We start from the raw sequence: 19,407 nt of genomic DNA on the forward strand, positions 1-19,407 counted from the left end.
TTATTATTGTGCTAATGAAGGCAGCCTCTATTCGGCTCCATTTGGGAACGTGAACGAAGGCCACCTCATCTTCTAGTAAAACGATGCTTCAGCTTTCTGAAGCTACTCGGAGCATCCTATACTCACCTTATTTCTCATTCAGCTCAAACGATTCCAGTGTGCCGACCATGCGCAGGTCATGCTCTCGGTGGAATCGTTCCCGGGTACTCGCATCTGCATATTCGTCATGATAATGCATTAAGACGGTCTTTTGCCTTACTTCCGCGGGCAGCTGTTCCAGGTCCTTCAGCGAGGTATGGGATTTGATCACCAAATCATGCATGTGGCATTCATGGAAAATCAGCTGCACCTCTGCGGCAGCCTGTTCTACCCGTTCCTGATCCAGCGTGCTATCTGCACTGTAGTAGAAGTAGGGCTTCGCAAGAATACCATTGCTGACCATGCCCGGAACGTGCTGTGTGCGGAAAGTCTCAAACGTCACGCCGCCCAGCTCGAATGTGCCCCCATCCGGCAGTGGAACGATATCATAATAATCGCTCATTGTACGCTCGCCATCGGTGGTGTAGCGCATGCCTGGAGATAAGATGCTCCATAGCGGATCGACCAGCTGTTCGTGGATAAACAGGCGTGGTTTGCGGTCACCCACAATTTGCGAATAGTATCCGAGCATCTGTACACCGTTAATGTGGTCTTCATGCAAATGTGTGATAAATACATTATGGATATCAGTCATGGGGAACCCAACCTCTTTGAGCGCTTTTGCATTCGATTCCGGAAAATCAATGACCAGGTGCGTGCCCCCAAATTCGGCGAGCATGCTGTTGTGATGCTGCTCTACGCTGAACATGTCCCCTGTGCCCAGAAATGTAATTTTCAACGATTTCATCTCCTTGTATGATCTTCAGATCAGCATATAGTTCATTAAAACCAGTATATCTTGTTCGGGGGCATATGCCTAAACCAACCTTTTTTGAATACGCTATCATTTTTTATTGAACTTTGGGAGGAAACAGTGTAGCGTAAAGATGGGAAGTGTACCCATATGAACGTAAACTCACCCAAAGGGAGCGTGCGAAGCGAATGAAGTCTTTTTTGGATGAACAATTTTTGCTGCACAATGAGACAGCCGTCAAGTTATATGAGGATTACGCCAAGGACATGCCGATTATTGACTATCACTGCCATCTCAGTCCACAGGAGATCTACGAGAACAAGACGTTTGGCAATATTACGGAAGCCTGGTTGTACGGTGATCACTACAAGTGGCGGCTAATGCGGGCAAACGGTATCGAAGAGCAGTACATCACTGGCGGAGAGGGCGTGACCGATTACGATCGCTTCCTGGCCTATGCCAAAACGGTACCCATGATGATCGGTAACCCGTTGTATGCCTGGTCCCATCTGGAGCTGCAGCGGTACTTCGGGGTATATGAAGTGTTGAATGAGCGCAGTGCTCCAGGAATTTGGGAAAAGGTAAATGCCAAGCTGAACAGTGAAGGATTTGGCGCACGTGACCTGATCACGAAATCGGGTGTCACAGTTGTGTGCACGACCGATGATCCTTGCGATTCATTGGAATACCATCTGAAGATTCAGGAAATCGAAGGCTTTGATACAGCTGTGCTGCCTTCTTTCCGTCCGGATAAGGGGCTTGAACTGAACCGGGATACCTTCATCGAATGGGTGGGCAAGCTGTCTCAGGCTTCGGGTACAGCAATCTCTGATTATGATTCATTCCTCTCTGCACTGGAGTCCCGGGTGGAGTTCTTCCACTCCGTGGGTGGCAGAGTTTCCGACCATGCACTGGACTACGTGCCATATGGCAAGGCTACACGGGAAGAAGCGGCAGCCATTTTTGCCAAAGCACTCGCAGGTCATCAAGTGAGCCGTGAGGATGAGAATAAATACAAGACCGTTACGCTGACCTTCTTGGGCAAGCTTTATGCGGAGCGGGGCTGGGTGATGCAGTTCCATATGAATGCAGCCCGTAACAATAACAGCCGGATGTTCGCTCAGCTTGGACCGGATACCGGATATGATGCGGTGAATGATACGCCGCTCTCTTCTGCGATGATCGGTCTGCTGGACGCACTGGAGCAGGAGAAGGCACTGCCCAAAACCATACTATATTCCTTGAATCCGCGGGATAATGAAGTGCTGGCTGCCATTGTCGGCAGCTTCCAGGGCGGCGGTATACCAGGCAAAATTCAGCTTGGCGCAGCATGGTGGTTCAACGATACCAAGGATGGCATGCTCGCTCAGATGAGAGCACTGGCCAACGTTGGTTTGCTGAGCCGTTTTGTGGGGATGTTAACGGACTCTCGCAGCTTCCTCTCCTATACAAGACACGAATATTTCCGCCGTCTGGTCTGCAACTTGATCGGCGAATGGGTGGAACAGGGAGAGGCACCGCATGATATGGAATTGCTCGGACAGATGGTTCAGGGCATTGCCTACAACAATGCCAAGGAGTATTTCCCATTCTCGGCTTCCCTCAAAAAAGTATCTGCTTCGCAGTCCTGATTAATATAGAACTTTTCGAAACCGTGGCGATCTGCCACGGTTTTTTGTGGTGTCATTTACCTGTTTGACTTCCACCCCTGGTGAAAATATAATTAGGATACCTAATTAATTGATATACTATTTAATAGTAATCCTATGTTAATTGAGAATTCATTGAGAATGTAAAGGAGGAACCCTATATGACAGGTCTGGATCCAGTGGCCCAGAAGCTGCTGTATTCCATCATGCAGTTTAATAAAGGCAAATGGAGACAGCATAAGCCCCACGGTCGCAACCATAATGAAATTATGGTATTGGCCTGTTTGCTCCACGGTTCACATCCGGGAGAGCGTCTGGATTGGCGAGATAATCCCCCCGATTTTCACAGCGAATTGAATGAAGATCATCCAGGACTGAAAGTATCGGAGATCAGTGCATTGCTGCGAGTAAAATCACCGACGATTACCCCAGTCATTCGTGGCCTGGAGGATGAGGGACTGGTCAAGCGAACCATGGACCCCGATGATCGCCGTGCCGTGCGCATTACGATTACGGAAGCAGGTCGTGATATTATTCGGGCTGCTCATGACGAGCGCATGCAGATATTCAACAGATTGGTTGAGCATCTGGGAGAGGAAGACAGTACCCAGTTAGCCGAGCTGCTGACGAAAGTATATAGCTTTTTTGACTCGCTCGCTTCCCAGGAAAAGGAGCATTCAACAGAAGGAGATGATACGCCATGATGAAATTGTTTCGCATGCTCAAGCCTTATCAAATCCCCATTATCTTCATATTGGGTCTGGTATTGCTGCAATCACTCGCCGAGCTGTACCTGCCAACCTTGATGGCCGATATCGTTAATGATGGTATCGTCAAAGGTGATGTTCCGTACATTTGGCAAATTGGCGGATGGATGCTGGTCATTGCCATTGGGGGTACGGCTTGTTCCGTATTGGCCAGTTACCTGTCTTCCCGTACAGCAGGCGGATTCGCCAAGCAGCTGCGCAGCCGGGTTTTCCGCCACGTGGAGAATTTCTCGCTGCAGGAGTTTGATAAGCTAGGCACCGCATCACTGATCACCCGTACGACGAATGACATTACGCAGGTTCAGAACGTATTAACGATGATGCTGCGCATGATGATCATGGCTCCGATGATGTGTATCGGTGGTATCTTCATGGCGGTATCCCAGGATGCCAAATTGTCTACGATCTTCCTGGTCGTGCTGCCTGTACTGGCGGGTGCCATTGCACTGATTGGGGCTAAGGGCCTGCCGCTGTTTAAACAAATCCAAAAAAAGCTGGACCGGCTGAATTTGGTTCTGCGTGAACAACTGACAGGTATCCGTGTCGTTCGTTCCTTCAACCGCGGAGAACATGAACGCGTTCGTTTTAACGGAGCGAATACGGATTTGAGAGATGCCTCCATTAAAGTTAACGTCCTTATGGCGACATTAATGCCTGTTATGATGCTTGTCATGAACTTCTCCATGATCGCCATTCTATACTTCGGAGGACAGCGCATAGACAGTGGAAACATGGACATTGGTTCCCTGATTGCGTTTATCCAGTACGCGATGCAGATTATGTTCTCCCTGATTATGGTTTCCATTATTTTTGTCATGATTCCAAGAGCTTCTGCATCCGCAGAACGGATCAACGAAGTGCTGGATATGCAGCCTGACCTTAGTGATCCCGAGCAGCCTCGTGGCATGAAATCCCTGCAGGGCACCATTGAATTCGACAATGTGACCTTCCGTTATCCGGGAGCAGAGAATGCGGCATTGTCGGGTATTTCGTTTACGGCCCGTCCAGGAGAGACCACAGCCATTATTGGCGGTACAGGATCAGGGAAATCCACGCTGCTCAGCCTTATTCCCCGTTTCTATGATGTTACGGAAGGTAGCGTGCGGGTTAACGGTACGGATGTACGTGAGATTAGTCAGGAAGATTTACGTGCGAAAATTGGCTTTGTGCCACAAAAGGCAGTCCTCTTCACGGGAACGATTGCGGAGAATATCCGCCACGGGAAAGATGATGCCACGATGGAGGAAATCGTTCATGCAGCCCGGACCGCTCAGGCCGAGAACTTCATTTCCGAGATGAAGGACGGATATGACAGCCTTATTGCTCAAGGTGGTAATAACGTTTCTGGTGGACAGAAACAGCGTTTGTCCATTGCACGCGCACTTGTTCGTCGCCCGGAAGTGTATATATTCGACGACAGCTTCTCCGCCTTGGATTTCAAAACAGATGCCAAACTTCGTGCTGCGCTGAAATCCGAAACGACCGAAGCGGCGGTGCTAATTGTTGCACAGCGAGTAAGTACAGTTATGGATGCAGATCGCATTCTGGTTATGGATGAAGGACGCATTGTTGGTTCCGGTACCCATAAGGAACTGCTCGCGAACAATGAAGTGTACCGCGAGATTGTATCATCCCAGCTGACAGAGGAGGAGATAGCATGAGTGAACGTACCGAACATAAAAGCAGAGCACCACGTTCCGGCGGACCAGGTCACCCTGGTGGCGGTATGGGCATGCGTCCTCCAGGCGAGAAGCCGAAGGACTTCAAAGGTACACTGCGACGGTTGATCCAGTATCTCCAGCCACACCGATATCGTCTGCTTGGTGTACTTGTCGCAGCGATTCTCAGTACCGTGTTCAGCATTATCAGTCCGAAGGTTATGGCTGAAGGAACCGATATACTGAGCCAAGGCGCCATTGCCATTCTACAGGGCATACAGGGCGCGGGTATTGATTTTCCTGCATTAATGAAAGTGTTGTATCTGCTCCTGGGATTGTACCTGTTCAGTGCAGCATTTATGTATATTCAGCAATATTTGATGGCTGGCGTTGCCCAGCGAGTGGTCTATGACATGCGTGAGCAGATCAGCGCCAAAGTGGGCCGGCTGCCACTGAAATACTTTGACTCCCGCACTCATGGGGAGACGCTCAGCCGGGCGACCAATGATGTGGACAACATCAGTAATACGCTTCAGCAGAGTTTGGCACAGTTTATTACTTCTGTCGTAACCATTGTCGGAGTAATTATCATGATGCTGACGATTAGTCCATGGATGACACTGATCACCATTTTGACGCTGCCGCTCAGTGTAATCGTTGTGATGCTGGTGGCATCCCGTTCACAAAAGCATTTTGCGGGACAGCAGAAATCACTGGGTGAGCTGAACGGACATGTCGAGGAAATGTACACTGGACACAAGGTCGTAAAAGCATTTGGACGCGAAGAACAATCGGTGCAGCAATTTGAGAAAGTCAATGAAGAGCTGTATGAATCGGGCTGGAAGGCTCAATTTATCTCAGGGATCATCATGCCGCTTATGAGTTTTGTCGGTAACCTGGGTTATGTTCTGATCTGCGTGGTCGGCGGGATCTTTGTTACACGCGGCGCCATCTCGATCGGGGATATTCTGGCGTTCACGCAGTACTCTCGTCAATTCACACAACCGATTAACCAGATTGCCAACATCTCCAATATCATTCAGTCCACCATCGCTTCGGCAGAGCGGGTGTTCGAACTGCTGGATGAAGAGGAAGAGGTACCAGAGTCCAACAAGCCAGTACAATTACAGCAGCCTCAAGGAGCGGTTGCGTTCCAAGGCGTTAATTTTGGATATAAACCGGATGAACTGCTTATCAAAAATATGAATATTGATGTAAAACCGGGTCAGACCGTAGCCATTGTAGGGCCAACTGGCGCCGGTAAGACGACACTGATCAACCTGTTGATGCGTTTCTACGAAATTCAGGATGGAAAAATCACGATTGATGGTGTCGATATCCGGGACATGGAACGCGGCAAACTGCGCAGCCTGTTCGGAATGGTGCTTCAGGATACCTGGCTGTTTAACGGAACCATTCGGGACAACATTGCGTATGGACGTGAGGGTGCAACCGAAGCAGAAGTGGTTAAGGCGGCAGATGCAGCCCATGCCGATCACTTTATCCGTACGCTGCCGGATGGCTATGATACCGTGCTGAACGAAGAAGCATCCAATATCTCTCAGGGACAGAAACAGCTGCTGACGATTGCAAGAGCCATCTTGGCGAATCCGTCCATTCTTATTCTGGATGAAGCAACGAGCAGCGTGGATACCCGGACTGAGGTATTTATTCAGAAAGCAATGAATGATCTGATGAAGGATCGTACCAGCTTCGTCATTGCTCACCGCTTGTCTACCATTCGTGGGGCAGATCTCATCCTTGTCATGGATCACGGTAATGTGATTGAACAGGGCAACCATGATGAATTGATGGCACAGCAAGGATTCTATGCCGATCTGTATAACAGCCAGTTTGCAGAGCAGCAGCCTCAGGCGATCTAATTGAAACGATGCATACAATGATATAGAAATAAGCCGGACTCCCCTGTTGGGAGCCCGGCTTATTTACTGTGTGGTATCCTTTTGCCGCAAAATTGAAAATGAATGAATTACTTGTCTTTGGATTCCGCCACAGCTGTACGATCTGCTTCATCACGGGAATCGGCTTTCTCCTCGGGCTTTGCATCCGCGCTCGCTTCTTGAAGAGCTGATGGGGCGGGTTCGCCCGGAATTTGCTCACGCTGTTCAAGCATGCGTTTCACGACCTCATAACAGTCATCGACATGTTTGTTACCCACATAACGCATGGCTGTGAAGCTGAGAGCTGCGGCTAGACCTTGGCCTGCAAGTGGAACGAACTTGGCAACGGATTTGGTCGCTACGCGTACTCCGACCCGTTTCAGTACCTGAACGACAAGTTCCTTCGTTACCATGCGTCCGATGACTTTGCTTCCGATGGACATGACGAATCCGTAAATCATGGATTTGGTTTCAGGGTCCATGCCGTCGAGCTGTTTTTGCGACAATCCGAATTTATTGTTAATGGCAGGCAATAGCTGCATAAGCATCCCCACATCAGCCAGTACGTCTGTACCAGGTAAAGGGACAAGTGTAGTACCAGCAGAAGCGGTTGCTCTCTTGCGGACCATCGTGCGGCATTCCTTGCGGACTTGCTCCAATTGTTCCAACGTTGCTGGAATCATAGGAAATCCCTCCATTTCGTATATGGTATAGATATAACCGATTTAGCTCCTTTTGAATGGCGTTTTCCCCGTGAGGCTGATTATTGAGTGTTAAGTAACCTTTTCTCTCTATCAAGCGTTTAGTAAAAAAAGGAAAATACTCATTGGCCATGTACGATTTCTATTTATTACGGATGTGAGAGGATTACGATGCATACACGGTTATATGTACACCTGTTATTATGTTGTGTATGTTGGCTGTTCATTACAAGCTGTTCAGCACAGGAGGGGAAGGACCAGATGGAATCCAGCACCAATCAGGAATTATCCACTGATGAACGGAATGCACTGCTGAAGAAAATCGAGCCGAAGCAGATTGAGGCGATGAACCGATTGGGGCTGCAGCTGATCAGAGAGCTTGGAGCGCAGGAGGCATCAAGTGGGAAGAATCTGCTGATCTCTCCTTATAGTATCTCAGTGGGGATGGGCATGGCATACCTTGGCAGTGAGGGAGAAACAAGGCGGGAAATGGCAGAAGCAATGGGTTGGTCAGGACGGGATGATGGGCAATTAAACACTACGGAAGCAGCACTGCATCAATTATTGACGCATCCTGGCTCTGAAATAGAGATGGAAATTGCCAATGCGGTGTGGATTAAGAACGGAGTCACAGTAGAAGATGAGTATAAGGCTAAATTACAGCAAACATTTGAAGCCGAAATCGGGTCATTACATACACAACCTGAACAGGCCAAAGATGAAATTAATCGTTGGGTGGAAGAGCATACTCGTGGCAGGATCCCACAATTGATGCAGGAATCACCTGCAGCGGAAACGCTCATGATTTTGGTGAATGCCATAGCCTTTGACGGCAACTGGACGAATGAATTTCAACCTGAGTATACAAAAGATGGCGATTTCCGGCTTGCAAACGGAAGTACGATGTCTGTGCCGATGATGCATCAATCGAAGCAGTTTCATTACTCGGAAAATGAGGATTGGCAGGCCATTCGGCTTCCCTATGGGGATGGACAAATGTATATGCTGGTTGTATTGCCCCGGGAAGGTCGTACGTTGGAAGAAATCCAGCAGCAGCTGGAGGATCATCCCCAAAAGCTAGATGAAACATCTGACTTCAGGTTGGTAGAGCTGTCTTTGCCCCGTTTTCGAGCCGAGTATGGAGTTCATTTAAAAGAAGCCATGCAGCAGCTTGGGATAGAGAAGGCCTTTGACCCGTATGCTGCTGATTTTACAAAAATGATCCCGCGTGGACCGGGCTGGCAAGCCTATATTGGCCAAATCATCCACCGAGCTGTGATGGAAGTGAGTGAGCAAGGAACCGTAGCGGCTGCTTCTACACTCTTGGATATGAGAGCAGGGAGTGCTCCACCTACGGATCGTGTCCAGATGGAGGTTAATCGTCCATTCATGGTTGCTGTGGTGGATGATTCAACTGGAGCATGGGTTTTCGCTGGAGCCATTCAGCAACCTGAACAGGTCACTCCCCATTGACCTGCTTCAACCTCGACGGCAACAGGGTAAACAAGCATTAGAATGGAGGAAGAGAGCGATGACATTTAACAAAGCATTGTTAATTCATCACAATCATGCCGGAAAAGCAAATCGTGCAGATGCTGTAGGTACTGCAACCGGTGTGCTAGCGCCTGCTGTTCGTGAGCTTGTTGTTGTACGTACCGACGAACCCGGACAGGGGGAAGCCTTATGCCGGGATCGCGGGGAACAGTTCGATGTCGTTTTTATTTTGGGCGGAGACGGTACGGTGCATGAATGCGTGAATGGACTGGCGAGTCTGCAGAACCCACCGCTGATTGGGATTTTGCCTGGGGGGACCTGTAATGATTTTGCACGTTCTCTCGGATTGTCACCGGATGTGGAGGTTGCGGCACGTCAGCTGCTTGAGGGTCATGCTGTTTTGATTGATATTGGGCAGGCCAATGATCGGGTGTTCACGAACTTTTTTGGCATTGGATTAATCAGTGATACATCGCAGAATATTAACTCCAACCTGAAGGGTACGCTGGGTAAGCTGAGCTATTTCATCAGCACATTGCAGACCATTAGTAACACCGAGCCTTTTCATTACCGGATGGAGGCAGACGGCAAAACGATGGAAGGGGAAGCCGTCATGATCTATGCGGCGAACGGACGGTTTCTTGGAACAAATTCACTTCCATTTGCTCCAGATGCGCTGCAGGATGGCGAACTGGATATCCTCATTATCCATGAGACGGGTATTCCGCTGCTGCGAGAGATCCTGTCGCACAAACCGGAGGGAGAGTGGCAGCCACAGAATGAAAGTATCAGTTACTTCAAGGCGTCAACCCTGCTGCTGGAGACGGATGCTCCCATGCCCGTTGATACTGATGGCGAATTGTACATGAAGACACCCGCCGAGCTGTCGGTGCTGGCGGGTCATCTGAATTTTTTGACCGGAGATGTGTACTAGGCACTTCTCCGGTTCTTTTGATATCAATTACCTTGCCGGCGCAGGGCCTGTCATCTGACTTGGGGCATACCGTTCACGGAACTCATGCTCCAACATACTCATGAGAATGGCATCATGATATTGGTGGTTGTAGTACAGTGCATCTCTTCGGATACCTTCGCGCTGGAAGCCGAGCCTCTCGTAGGTACGAACGGCTCGCTCATTGAAGGCATATACCTCAAGCTCGATTCGGTGCAGGTTGCAAATGCCAAAGCCGTAATCAAGCATCAAAAGCAGCGCCTCGCTGCCATAGCCCTTGCCTTGGTGCTCCGTACGATCGATTCCTATTCGCAGGTGTGCACTGCGGTTCTTGGCGTGCATGTCCATGAGGACAACCTCGCCGATGAGCTGATCATTTTCCTGTAAGGCGATGAGCAGCATAAGCCGGGAGTCATCCTGGCCTGCGTTCTCAACAAAGCGTTCCACTTGTGTACGGGTGAAGCTGTTCTGTGTTCCTGTAAGTCTCCGCATCTCAGGGTCAAACAGACCCGGAAAGTAGTCATCGACATCCGTCGTCTCAAACGGACGAAGATAGATGCGTTCTGTCTCCAGCAGACGGGGAACACGTGGGGATGATGTTGGTTGGGACATTCGTGATACCTCCTAAAATTCATGCACTTCAGGATGACCTGAGGTCTTGCCTGTACATATGTAATTGGTTTGATCATTGAATCCTGACATGAGTATATTCCATTACTGTATACTTCGAAATGTGCAGTTTATTAAATTTTCATAGGACAGTTGGGGTGTATTCAATTGATTCAGCTACCGAAATTGGATGAAAATATGGGAAGACCGATCTATGTAGAGCTCTCAGATCATATCAAAAAAGAAATCATTACCGGAAATCTGGCTGAGCATGGCAAGCTGCCTTCTGTGCGTAAACTGGCTGAGCTTCTCGGCATAAGCACAACACCTGTCGAATGGGCATATCAACAGTTAGTTGCTGAGGGATACATATACAGTTTGCCACGCCGTGGGTATCGAATTCGTGCCATGACGGATAACTATAGTGCAATTCAGATCCCGATGGAAGACAGTCATTCGGGTAATACAGGGGAGCAAATTCAGTACCCTAAATCAGACGAAAGTGCCATTCGTCCTGCGAGACGGGTCCATTATGATTTTCACATGTCACGCAATGATTTCAGTCTATTTCCATTTGCGAAGTGGCACCAATATACGAATCGCATCTGGCGCGAAGAGTCAGAGGAATTATTATTCTATGGGGACCCGCAAGGGGAGTGGGGACTACGGTGTGAGATTGCCTCTTATTTGAGGCAGTTCCGGGGTGTAAATTGTACACCTAAGCATGTTGTTGTGGGCGCCGAGCAGCATCTGCTGCTATCTCTGCTTGCACAGACGTTGCGCCAACTGGGGGGTGTGCAGACCATCGGGGTTGAGAATCCCGGATACAGGCTGCTACCGGGTACATTCCGTAATTATGGTTACGAAGTCGTTCCCGTTTCGCTTGACGATGAAGGAATATATCTTACTGAACTGAATCGGCTTAAAGTGAATCTGCTTGGGGTTTCCCCGTCGCATCAATTCCCGCTGGGCATGGCAATGCCTATAGCGAGAAGGTTAGCTTTGCTGGATTGGGCAGAACGAACAGAGGCATACATCATTGAAGATGATTATGACGGCGAGTTTCGATATCACGGGCGTCCGATTCCTTCCATGCAAGGGTTGCGCGAGAGCGGAAGGGTCATCTATATGGGTGGATTTTCGCAAGTCCTGGCACCCACACTGTGTATTCACTATATGGTGCTTCCCGAAGAGTTAATGCTGCCTTTCCGGGAAATGTATAAGACGGTTCTGTTTGAGCAGTCTGCCTCCCGGCTCCATCAGCGGACATTGGAAGTGTTCATGCATGAGGGGGAGCTAGGCAAGCATATCCGCAAGATGCGTAATCACTACAGACGCAAGCATGATCTGCTTATTCAGTCGATTCGGCATCATTTTGGAGAACAGGTTGACATCATTGGCCAAAACGCAGGATTTCATCTGGTACTCCGCATCGAGTCTGCACGAACAGCCGCAGAGATGGCAGCTGCGGCTGTAAATGAGGGCATACAAATCAGCTCAACAGAGTATCTATGGGCTGACGGAGAGAGACCTCCTGATGGCAAAAAGGAGTTCATGATTGGCTTTGCCGGAATTGATGCAGAACGAATCGAGCCAGGGATCGCGGCATTGGCGAAGGTCTGGAATGATCTTCACTTTCGCTGAACCGCTCCGTCCAGAAATAAGGAAACAAGCTCATGAGCCAAGTCTTCAATGCTTGCATGCATGCTGCGCACATCCTCACGGTTCGCGAGCATGAGCAGGGACGTGAATGCTTGGGCGAGCAGCATAGGGTTCGCAGGGCGCAAATAACCGCTGTCCATCTCCCGCTTGAAGTGTGTGGCGAGAACATCGAAGATCTGAGTCTCGGCTTCACGGATTTGCGCAAGCTGGTCGGCATTGAGATACGATTCGGCTTCACGCATCATGGTTTCCGTGTCCACATGGGACTGCTGCATTTTGGCTGCAGCAACATTCTCCAGTCGCTGCTGCAAGGAGCCGGGCTCTTCCAAACGAAGAGCCGTCTGCTGCTGGCCCATGGCCATCATACGCGTTATGGCGACAGTGAAGAGTTCCGGTTTGCTGGAAAAATGATAATAGATGGACGCCTTGGTCACATGGCATAGTGAGGCAATCTGTTGAAGAGAGACGGGTTCGTAACCATATTCCATAAATAACTGCGAAGCAGTCATTAGTATCTTGGACTGGACTGATGTCTGATCGGTACCTGCTTTTGGTCTTCCGGGTGACCGGGAAGGTGTAGTTTTTTTAGTCATGTGGCATACCTCTTCACATAAAAATTATCTTGGCATAAAGTGTTCAAAAAATTAGTGTTGCAAAATTAACCTTACGGTATATATAATTAACTCGATTATACTATGACCCGTGGTTCATTTCTACAATTCATATACAATACGGTTTCATAGAAACAGAACAGGAGATGAAGAAACGATGCAAGAAGGATCGGGCTACGGCCGCTGGGTTGCGGGCAAACGAACCAAATGGATTACACTGTTAGTTTGGATTATTATTGCGGTTGTCCTTGGCGTGGTATGGCCAGCCGTAGGCGAGCGCGAGACGAATAACGCACAAGACCTGAGTGATTCCAAGCCGTCAGTACAGGCAGCTGCGATTGCTCAAAAGGAGTTTCCAGGTGGGGAAGGCCTCCCTGCATTAATTGTGTGGCATCAAGCGGGCGGGCTGACGGACCAACAGATCGAACAGATTCAGGCGCTGACTGAGCGGCTGGATCAGGATCCGGTAGAGCAGCAGCAAGCGGTAGTGCCTTTGTATCAATTACCGCCGCAGGCCATTCAAGGCCAGCTGTCGGAAGACGGAAGTACGCTGGTTATGCCGCTTTTCTTCAATGAAGGTGCAGACTCGGAACAATTGAAGGAAGGCATTGAGGCAGTTGAGCAGAAAACGGAGGACATTTTTGGCTCCAATCCGTTTGATGTCGCTATAGACGATACCAATGCACTAAGTGCACGCGTCACCGGACCTGTAGGGATATCCATTGATGCGAGCGGACTATTCTCATCGGCCGACGTGTCCCTATTGATCGCAACGGTGGTACTCGTTCTGGTACTGCTGCTGCTGATCTACCGTTCTCCGGTACTGGCGATCATCCCTATTATTGCGGTTGGTTTCGCCTACATGGTCACAAGTCCGATACTCGGATTCATGGCCGATCAGGGCTGGATTACGGTTGATGCACAGTCCATCTCCATCATGACCGTATTATTGTTCGGAGCAGGTACGGACTACTGCCTATTCATGATCTCCAGATTCCGCCAGATTCTCTATCATGAGCCGGACAAAAAGAAGGCATTGTTCCAGGCCATCACTGGATCATCCGGTGCAATCGCCATGAGTGGATTCACAGTCGTTGCAGCCCTGCTCGTGCTGCTGCTGGCTGAGTACGGTGCATATCACCGTTTTGCTGTTCCATTCAGTTTGTCCATTTTCATCATGTTTATTGCCAGCTTGACGCTGGTTCCGGCACTGCTTGCCATCTTCGGGCGTGGATCATTCTACCCGTTCGTACCACGTACGCACGATATGGAAGTGGAGCGTGCCAAGAAAAAAGGCAAACCGGCTCCGGCTCCGCGCAAAATCAAGGAAAGCTGGATTGGCCGCACCGTCATCACCAAGCCATGGACTGTACTGGTCATTACGCTGGTACTGCTCGGTGGACTGGCTGCCTTCTCCAGCCAGATCAAATTCACGTATGACTTGCTGTCTTCCTTCCCGGAAGATGTACCTTCACGTGAAGGATTTACGGTCATTGGGGAACAGTTTTCCGAAGGGGAATTGGCACCAGCCAAGGTCATTATAGATTCAGAGGGCAAGGAAACCGATCTGAAGCAGCGTCTCGAAGCATTGGATTATGTAAGTAAGGTGGGTGAAGCTCAGCAGGGTGCTGAGAATGCCAACATCACCGCCTATGATGTCGAGTTTAACTTGAACCCATACTCCATGGAGGCTATGCAGCATATTCCGGATTTGCGGGCGACGGCTGAGCAGGCATTAACTGACGCAGGAATTACAGGTGTGGACAGTCACGTCTGGATTGATGGCCAAACTGCGGAGCAGTACGACATTGAAGTGACCGGAGAGCGGGATGCGAGCATCATTATCCCTGTTGTCATCGGCATGATTACATTGCTGCTTTTGTTATACCTGCGCTCTGTTGTAGCGACGGCGTATCTGATTGCCACAGTGGTCCTCTCCTATTTCTCGGCCCTTGGCCTCGGATGGCTTATCATCCATTATGGCTTGGGTGCAGATGCCATTCAGGGTGCGATTCCGCTGTATTCATTCGTATTCCTGGTAGCACTCGGTGAGGACTATAACATCTTCATGATCTCAAGTATCTGGCAGAAACGCAAAACGATGCCTTTACGCCAAGCGATTAAGGAAGGTGTAGGCGAGACAGGCTCTGTTATTACTTCCGCAGGTCTGATTCTCGCAGGTACGTTTGCCGTACTGGCAACACTGCCTATTCAAGTACTGGTGCAGTTCGGAATTATTACGGCAGCAGGTGTGCTGCTCGATACATTCCTTGTCCGTCCATTCATGGTACCTGCCATTACAGCCTTGTTGGGCAAATGGGCATTCTGGCCAGGCAAATACAAGCCTGTCGCCGAGGAAGCAAGAGAGAAGCAAACGACCTCCATGTAATGTGAAGTCGGAATTCAGGCTGGATGGATACATTCCACCCGCGATGAGCAGTGCACGGACATAGAAAAGCGGGCAGTGCGAACAACAGCACTGCCCGCATTTTTATGCCAACTCCGAGGGGATGGTTTACGTATAACAGGGTTTTGGGACATAATAGAGGGAACGTTGGTCCAGGGGCTGACGGATGAAAGTACATCAATGGGACAACCAGGGGAAGGATGAAAGTAAGTAATGACGAACCAACTTAATGTGTATTTTAACCATGACGGCGGCGTGGATGACCTCGTATCGCTGTTCATGCTTCTGCAGATGGATAATGTAAAAGTTACAGGTGTATCGGTTATTCCGGCAGACGGATATTTGGAGCCAGCGACGGATGCCAGCCGTAAAATTATTGATCGCTTCGGTACATATTCCGTTGAAGTATCGAAATCCAACTCCAGAGGTAAGAATCCTTTTCCTGCAGCGTGGAGATTGCACTCCTTTTATGTAGATGCACTGCCTATACTGAACGAATCTGGCAAAATGGAAGCGCCTTTGTCAGCTGTACCGGCTCATCAGCACCTGATTGAGAAGGTTCGTAACACAGAAGGCAAAACACTTCTTTTGTTCACAGGTCCACTGACGGACCTCGCACGTGCACTTGACGAAGCACCAGACATTGAAGAGAAAATCGACAAGCTGGTCTGGATGGGTGGTACGTTTGAAAAAGGAAACGTGGAAGAGCCTGAGCATGACGGCACAGCCGAATGGAACGTATTCTGGGATCCGGAAGCGGCTTACCGTGTATGGGAAAGCGGCATCCAGATTGACCTGGTTGCACTGGAAAGCACGAATAAAGTCCCTCTTACACCTGCTGTGCGTAACCGCTGGGCAGCAGAGCGCCGCTTCGAAGGCGTGGACTTCCTCGGAAACTGTTACGCAGGATGCCCGCCACTGGTGTACAGTGAAACGAATTCCACATATTATCTGTGGGACGTGCTGACAACAGCTTCCGTTGGTCGCGAAGATATCGTGAAGAAGAAAACCGTGAATTGCATCGTAATTCCAGATGGTCCTAGCCAGGGCCGTACGGTAGAGCAAGCGGACGGACGTCCCGTGCAGCTGGTGTACGATACGGATCCGGATGCATTCTTCACTTATATGACTGATCTGGGTAAAAAGGCTGCTCCGCAGCGCTACTAAACCAGACAACCACATCGTTTTCTTCTACTATTAGAAAATCAACAAAAAGCCGCAGGCAGAGCGCCCGGGATTCTCTCGGGTTCTGCCGTGCGGCTTTTTGTTAGTTTGAGTCACACAAACATAGCTGCGTGTCAAAGTGTTCTCCGTGAATCCAGGATTCGACGGATAATGGTGCATCAACGATTACATCGTTCCCCCACCTTGGCGAATGGAAGAAGGAATTTTCTCTGGTCCCTGGTTAATGTACCGGTTAATAAATGTACCGACTTTGGCATCGTCGAAGGTGTCCAGCTTCATCGTTTTGGTCCAGGCCGTTACGACGACTTCACTGCCCTCTGGAATATCCTTGTTTGGTACAGCCAGTATGCCGGCCCCGGCCTCACGGAACTTGGCCAGATATTTCAGGTGCTCCTTCAGGTCGTCACTGGCGTTCTCACGATAATAGATGATGATATCGCCATGCTCCAGATTGTGAACAAGATAAGGATATCCCGGGAAATCGGTGTAAAAGCCAAACTTGATGTCATGTGGGTTATGAGGCCCTGAAGTGGGAATAGTCATATCGTAATCAATAGGGTCTTCCGTATGTTCTGCACCATAGTAAGGATCATCCGTTACTTCAATGTTGGCGTTAGCGTTAAGATCAGCCACGTCATATTTGTCGAATGCACCTTGCGTGAAGAACAGAATCAGGATTATGGCGGAGACGCCGAGCAATGCGTGTGCAGTCAGCCGGATGGAGCGGCTTTTCTTTTTGATGGTGGCTCGTTCATCCTTCTTCATATGACTTAGTACTTTGCCCTGTGTACGCGAAGCTAGAATATAAGCCGCGATGGAGAGCAGCAGCAGGACTGCCCCTACAATGAGCCACAGATAGGATGTTCCTGCCTCGTGGTTCATTTGCATGTGATTCATATCGTGATTCATCGATTGATCCTCTTCTTTCTTTTCTAAAATGGAAATAGCCTTTAATAACACTACATCATGTAGTGATCAGCTGCGCCTAGAACCCTTCTTCAAGGACCACAGTGAAGTTCTCGGTACGTAAATTCAAACATAAAGTTTGCACTACACATTATAGTGTATTGCACATGCCAGTGCAATCCTGGATCGGGAAACGAAAAAAGACTCTTCTGATTCGAACCAGAGGAGTCTTTCCGAGATATAAATGATGAATGGAAAGCGGACTACAGACGACCGAATGGTGATAGCATCATGCCCAGAATTCCAAGAATGGAGCCTGCAAGCAAACGGTACAAAATGTAGAGCAAAACAACGTTGGCAATAAGGACTGTATACATGCTGTCAATAGCTGACTTCGTACGATTGAGCGGATGTTGGAACAGCACCGCATTCATGCCTGCAAAAACAATGACATACGAAACAACCAGAAGGAAGATCGCGATCGGATATGAAATAAAGATAAACAAGTTCGCGAGCACGAGTGCTGCAACAGACGGAACAAGTAGGGTACCATACTGTGCTACTAGTGTTTTCGGACGGAACGTGATTTTCTCGATTTTTAATACAGCGTAGATCAGTACTACAGCGACAATCAGGATGATAGCGGTAAACAGCAGCGGGCGTATGAATCCGGCTACGAATAAACCACCCATATCTAACCGGCTGAAGGTAAGTAAAAAGTATGTAGAGGACAGGATTGCAATGAGAGCCATCGTTATTAATCCGTTCAGCGCGTGTTGATCGCCGACGGTTTTCATCGTTTGGTAAGGACGGGCTAGGACGCTAAGAAAATAGGATACGTACTGTTTGCTGACTTCTTTGGCTTGCTGAACCTTCTCATTCTGCATGACATTGTTCCACTGATTGGTGTCTCCTGCAGATGAGTGGTTATTCGGGCCGGAATTGTCGTACGTCTGGTCATGAGGTGTTGGAGCAGAAGGTGTACGGGATGGAACGGATTGAGAAGGTGCTGCTTGCGTACTGGACCAACGTGTATATTCCGATTCGGCAGCAGCTGCTGATTCGTGGTCACGGGGAGAGGTAGAAGAAGATGGGGACTGAGTCAGATCTGTACCACACCTCTCGCAGTAATGTGCATTTCCATTTTCATGATTACATACCGGGCATTTCATAACAGGGGGCCTCCAATTTCATATATTAAGTAATATAGACATTTTGTCTCATTTTAACGTTTCGTGCCGAAGTTTGTCTATGTTTACAGCTTAATTAATAACCGTAATTTCCCAAATTAAACGAACGGTGTATCAAAAATGATTTTCCAAGCAACAATATTATAGGAAGTCATCAGGTAGAGCGTTTTCGTTTACAGTGGAATTGGCATACGAATTTCGGTGTTTTTTTGGTCATCGTTCGCTTTTGTGTGTTATTTGCATGTTAAGTATATCTTTTGGGTTGCCTCCTACCTCATATTTATGTATAATCAAACGTGTTAACACGTCGAATGTACGGTAGTAAATGATGAAGGTGAATTCATGGAACTGCTGGACAGTAATGAAAGCAAGAAAAAGATGTGCCAGTATTACAACGAAATTTCGAAGGAACTATTCGGCTTCGGAACCACTCTCCTGAGAGTGACCGTGGATCAGAATATTGTGACCTTCTTTGCCAAGCACCGACGTTCGCCACGCTCTGACGCCCTGGAAGGGGAGGCCCCCGGCTTGAAGCTGGAAGTGGACTTCCGCATGTCTGTCTTATATAAGAAGAAATTCCGGGAGAAGCTCGAGCAGCACATGGGTTTGCCAATTGAAGCTGTACTAAGGGATTACGATGCGTCCACACAGTGGGCCATTACGAATATCATTCTGGAACAGGCATAACGTGGATCGACTGGTTCGATTCGGGTCATGCGCGCGTTTCGTTTATATCGTCCCCAACAATTTCATATGATGGCGTCTAGTCTTCGGATTGATTCTGAAGCAGAAACCAATGATGTACCGGCAGCGGGTGTCGCTT

At 48.9% G+C, this 19,407-nt stretch carries 16 protein-coding genes; 10 read left to right on the plus strand and 6 right to left on the minus strand.

Annotated features, from left to right (window positions below):
- Positions 1–127: 127 nt before the first annotated feature.
- Positions 128–877 carry an MBL fold metallo-hydrolase gene (locus CHI14_RS21075; RefSeq protein WP_095290959.1) on the minus strand — a complete coding sequence of 250 codons (750 nt, stop codon included), beginning with the start codon at positions 875–877 and terminating at the stop codon, positions 128–130.
- 203 nt (positions 878–1,080) lie between these two features.
- Here CHI14_RS21075 and uxaC point away from each other — a divergent pair, with 203 nt between their 5' ends.
- The 4 genes from uxaC to CHI14_RS21095 all read left to right on the plus strand — a co-directional run bounded on the left by uxaC (position 1,081) and on the right by CHI14_RS21095 (position 6,849).
- Positions 1,081–2,523, plus strand: coding sequence for a glucuronate isomerase (uxaC, locus tag CHI14_RS21080; protein WP_095290961.1), 1,443 nt, complete (start codon positions 1,081–1,083; stop codon positions 2,521–2,523).
- A gap of 179 nt (positions 2,524–2,702) precedes the next feature.
- Positions 2,703–3,245, plus strand: a complete 543-nt coding sequence (locus tag CHI14_RS21085; protein WP_095290962.1) for a MarR family winged helix-turn-helix transcriptional regulator — start codon at positions 2,703–2,705, stop codon at positions 3,243–3,245.
- Positions 3,242–4,969 (plus strand): ABC transporter ATP-binding protein, encoded by a 1,728-nt coding sequence (locus tag CHI14_RS21090; protein WP_095290964.1) that lies wholly within the window; start codon positions 3,242–3,244, stop codon positions 4,967–4,969. Before CHI14_RS21085 ends, CHI14_RS21090 begins: the two co-directional genes overlap by 4 nt.
- Positions 4,966–6,849, plus strand: coding sequence for an ABC transporter ATP-binding protein (locus CHI14_RS21095; protein ID WP_095290966.1), 1,884 nt, complete (start codon positions 4,966–4,968; stop codon positions 6,847–6,849). Before CHI14_RS21090 ends, CHI14_RS21095 begins: the two co-directional genes overlap by 4 nt.
- Before the next feature lie 107 nt (positions 6,850–6,956).
- Here CHI14_RS21095 and CHI14_RS21100 read toward each other — a convergent pair whose 3' ends face one another.
- Positions 6,957–7,550 carry a hypothetical protein gene (locus CHI14_RS21100; RefSeq protein ID WP_095290967.1) on the minus strand — a complete coding sequence of 198 codons (594 nt, stop codon included), beginning with the start codon at positions 7,548–7,550 and terminating at the stop codon, positions 6,957–6,959.
- A 279-nt stretch (positions 7,551–7,829) separates the two neighbouring features.
- On the opposite strand from CHI14_RS21100, the gene CHI14_RS21105 reads away from it, so the two are divergent.
- Positions 7,830–9,041, plus strand: coding sequence for a serpin family protein (locus CHI14_RS21105; RefSeq protein ID WP_170948211.1), 1,212 nt, complete (start codon positions 7,830–7,832; stop codon positions 9,039–9,041).
- A gap of 58 nt (positions 9,042–9,099) precedes the next feature.
- The gene (locus tag CHI14_RS21110; protein WP_095290971.1) at positions 9,100–9,996 is read left to right on the plus strand and encodes a diacylglycerol/lipid kinase family protein; all 897 of its coding nucleotides are present in this window, start codon (positions 9,100–9,102) and stop codon (positions 9,994–9,996) included.
- 27 nt (positions 9,997–10,023) lie between these two features.
- Here the strand turns inward: CHI14_RS21110 and CHI14_RS21115 are convergent, their stop codons facing one another.
- Positions 10,024–10,626: a GNAT family N-acetyltransferase gene (locus CHI14_RS21115; RefSeq protein ID WP_095290972.1), complete on the minus strand. Its 603-nt coding sequence runs from the start codon at positions 10,624–10,626 to the stop codon at positions 10,024–10,026.
- A 165-nt stretch (positions 10,627–10,791) separates the two neighbouring features.
- Here CHI14_RS21115 and pdxR point away from each other — a divergent pair, with 165 nt between their 5' ends.
- Positions 10,792–12,267, plus strand: a complete 1,476-nt coding sequence (pdxR, locus tag CHI14_RS21120) for a MocR-like pyridoxine biosynthesis transcription factor PdxR (protein ID WP_249281194.1) — start codon at positions 10,792–10,794, stop codon at positions 12,265–12,267.
- Here pdxR and CHI14_RS21125 read toward each other — a convergent pair.
- Positions 12,255–12,878 carry a TetR/AcrR family transcriptional regulator gene (locus tag CHI14_RS21125; RefSeq protein ID WP_095290974.1) on the minus strand — a complete coding sequence of 208 codons (624 nt, stop codon included), beginning with the start codon at positions 12,876–12,878 and terminating at the stop codon, positions 12,255–12,257. The two genes, pdxR and CHI14_RS21125, sit on opposite strands and share 13 nt — an antisense overlap.
- A 175-nt stretch (positions 12,879–13,053) precedes the next feature.
- On the opposite strand from CHI14_RS21125, the gene CHI14_RS21130 reads away from it, so the two are divergent.
- Together CHI14_RS21130 and CHI14_RS21135 are read left to right on the plus strand one after the other, a co-directional pair.
- Positions 13,054–15,285 (plus strand): MMPL family transporter, encoded by a 2,232-nt coding sequence (locus CHI14_RS21130; protein ID WP_095290976.1) that lies wholly within the window; start codon positions 13,054–13,056, stop codon positions 15,283–15,285.
- Positions 15,286–15,516: 231 nt separating this feature from the next.
- Positions 15,517–16,470, plus strand: coding sequence for a nucleoside hydrolase (locus CHI14_RS21135; RefSeq protein ID WP_095290977.1), 954 nt, complete (start codon positions 15,517–15,519; stop codon positions 16,468–16,470).
- A gap of 183 nt (positions 16,471–16,653) precedes the next feature.
- Here CHI14_RS21135 and CHI14_RS21140 read toward each other — a convergent pair whose 3' ends face one another.
- Together CHI14_RS21140 and CHI14_RS21145 are read right to left on the minus strand one after the other, a co-directional pair.
- Positions 16,654–17,397: a DUF3105 domain-containing protein gene (locus CHI14_RS21140; RefSeq protein ID WP_095290979.1), complete on the minus strand. Its 744-nt coding sequence runs from the start codon at positions 17,395–17,397 to the stop codon at positions 16,654–16,656.
- 260 nt (positions 17,398–17,657) lie between these two features.
- Positions 17,658–18,566 carry a zinc ribbon domain-containing protein gene (locus tag CHI14_RS21145; RefSeq protein WP_141236717.1) on the minus strand — a complete coding sequence of 303 codons (909 nt, stop codon included), beginning with the start codon at positions 18,564–18,566 and terminating at the stop codon, positions 17,658–17,660.
- A gap of 360 nt (positions 18,567–18,926) precedes the next feature.
- Here CHI14_RS21145 and CHI14_RS21150 point away from each other — a divergent pair, with 360 nt between their 5' ends.
- Positions 18,927–19,271 carry a Na-translocating system protein MpsC family protein gene (locus tag CHI14_RS21150; RefSeq protein WP_095290982.1) on the plus strand — a complete coding sequence of 115 codons (345 nt, stop codon included), beginning with the start codon at positions 18,927–18,929 and terminating at the stop codon, positions 19,269–19,271.
- Positions 19,272–19,407 lie beyond the last annotated feature (136 nt).

This window comes from Paenibacillus sp. 7516, assembly GCF_002272715.1.
GTDB classification, from domain to species: domain Bacteria; phylum Bacillota; class Bacilli; order Paenibacillales; family Paenibacillaceae; genus Paenibacillus; species Paenibacillus illinoisensis_A.

Bases quoted from the DNA above. Each gene is read 5' to 3' on its own strand.
- CHI14_RS21095 (WP_095290966.1), top strand. From the start codon at position 4,966: ATGAGTGAACGTACCGAACATAAAAGCAGAGCACCACGTTCCGGCGGA.
- CHI14_RS21125 (WP_095290974.1), bottom strand. From the start codon at position 12,878: ATGACTAAAAAAACTACACCTTCCCGGTCACCCGGAAGACCAAAAGCA.
- CHI14_RS21115 (WP_095290972.1), bottom strand. From the start codon at position 10,626: ATGTCCCAACCAACATCATCCCCACGTGTTCCCCGTCTGCTGGAGACA.
- CHI14_RS21085 (WP_095290962.1), top strand. From the start codon at position 2,703: ATGACAGGTCTGGATCCAGTGGCCCAGAAGCTGCTGTATTCCATCATG.
- CHI14_RS21135 (WP_095290977.1), top strand. From the start codon at position 15,517: ATGACGAACCAACTTAATGTGTATTTTAACCATGACGGCGGCGTGGAT.
- CHI14_RS21110 (WP_095290971.1), top strand. From the start codon at position 9,100: ATGACATTTAACAAAGCATTGTTAATTCATCACAATCATGCCGGAAAA.
- CHI14_RS21145 (WP_141236717.1), bottom strand. From the start codon at position 18,566: ATGAAATGCCCGGTATGTAATCATGAAAATGGAAATGCACATTACTGC.
- CHI14_RS21150 (WP_095290982.1), top strand. From the start codon at position 18,927: ATGGAACTGCTGGACAGTAATGAAAGCAAGAAAAAGATGTGCCAGTAT.
- uxaC (WP_095290961.1), top strand. From the start codon at position 1,081: ATGAAGTCTTTTTTGGATGAACAATTTTTGCTGCACAATGAGACAGCC.
- CHI14_RS21140 (WP_095290979.1), bottom strand. From the start codon at position 17,397: ATGAATCACGATATGAATCACATGCAAATGAACCACGAGGCAGGAACA.
- CHI14_RS21130 (WP_095290976.1), top strand. From the start codon at position 13,054: ATGCAAGAAGGATCGGGCTACGGCCGCTGGGTTGCGGGCAAACGAACC.
- CHI14_RS21090 (WP_095290964.1), top strand. From the start codon at position 3,242: ATGATGAAATTGTTTCGCATGCTCAAGCCTTATCAAATCCCCATTATC.
- CHI14_RS21105 (WP_170948211.1), top strand. From the start codon at position 7,830: ATGGAATCCAGCACCAATCAGGAATTATCCACTGATGAACGGAATGCA.
- CHI14_RS21100 (WP_095290967.1), bottom strand. From the start codon at position 7,550: ATGATTCCAGCAACGTTGGAACAATTGGAGCAAGTCCGCAAGGAATGC.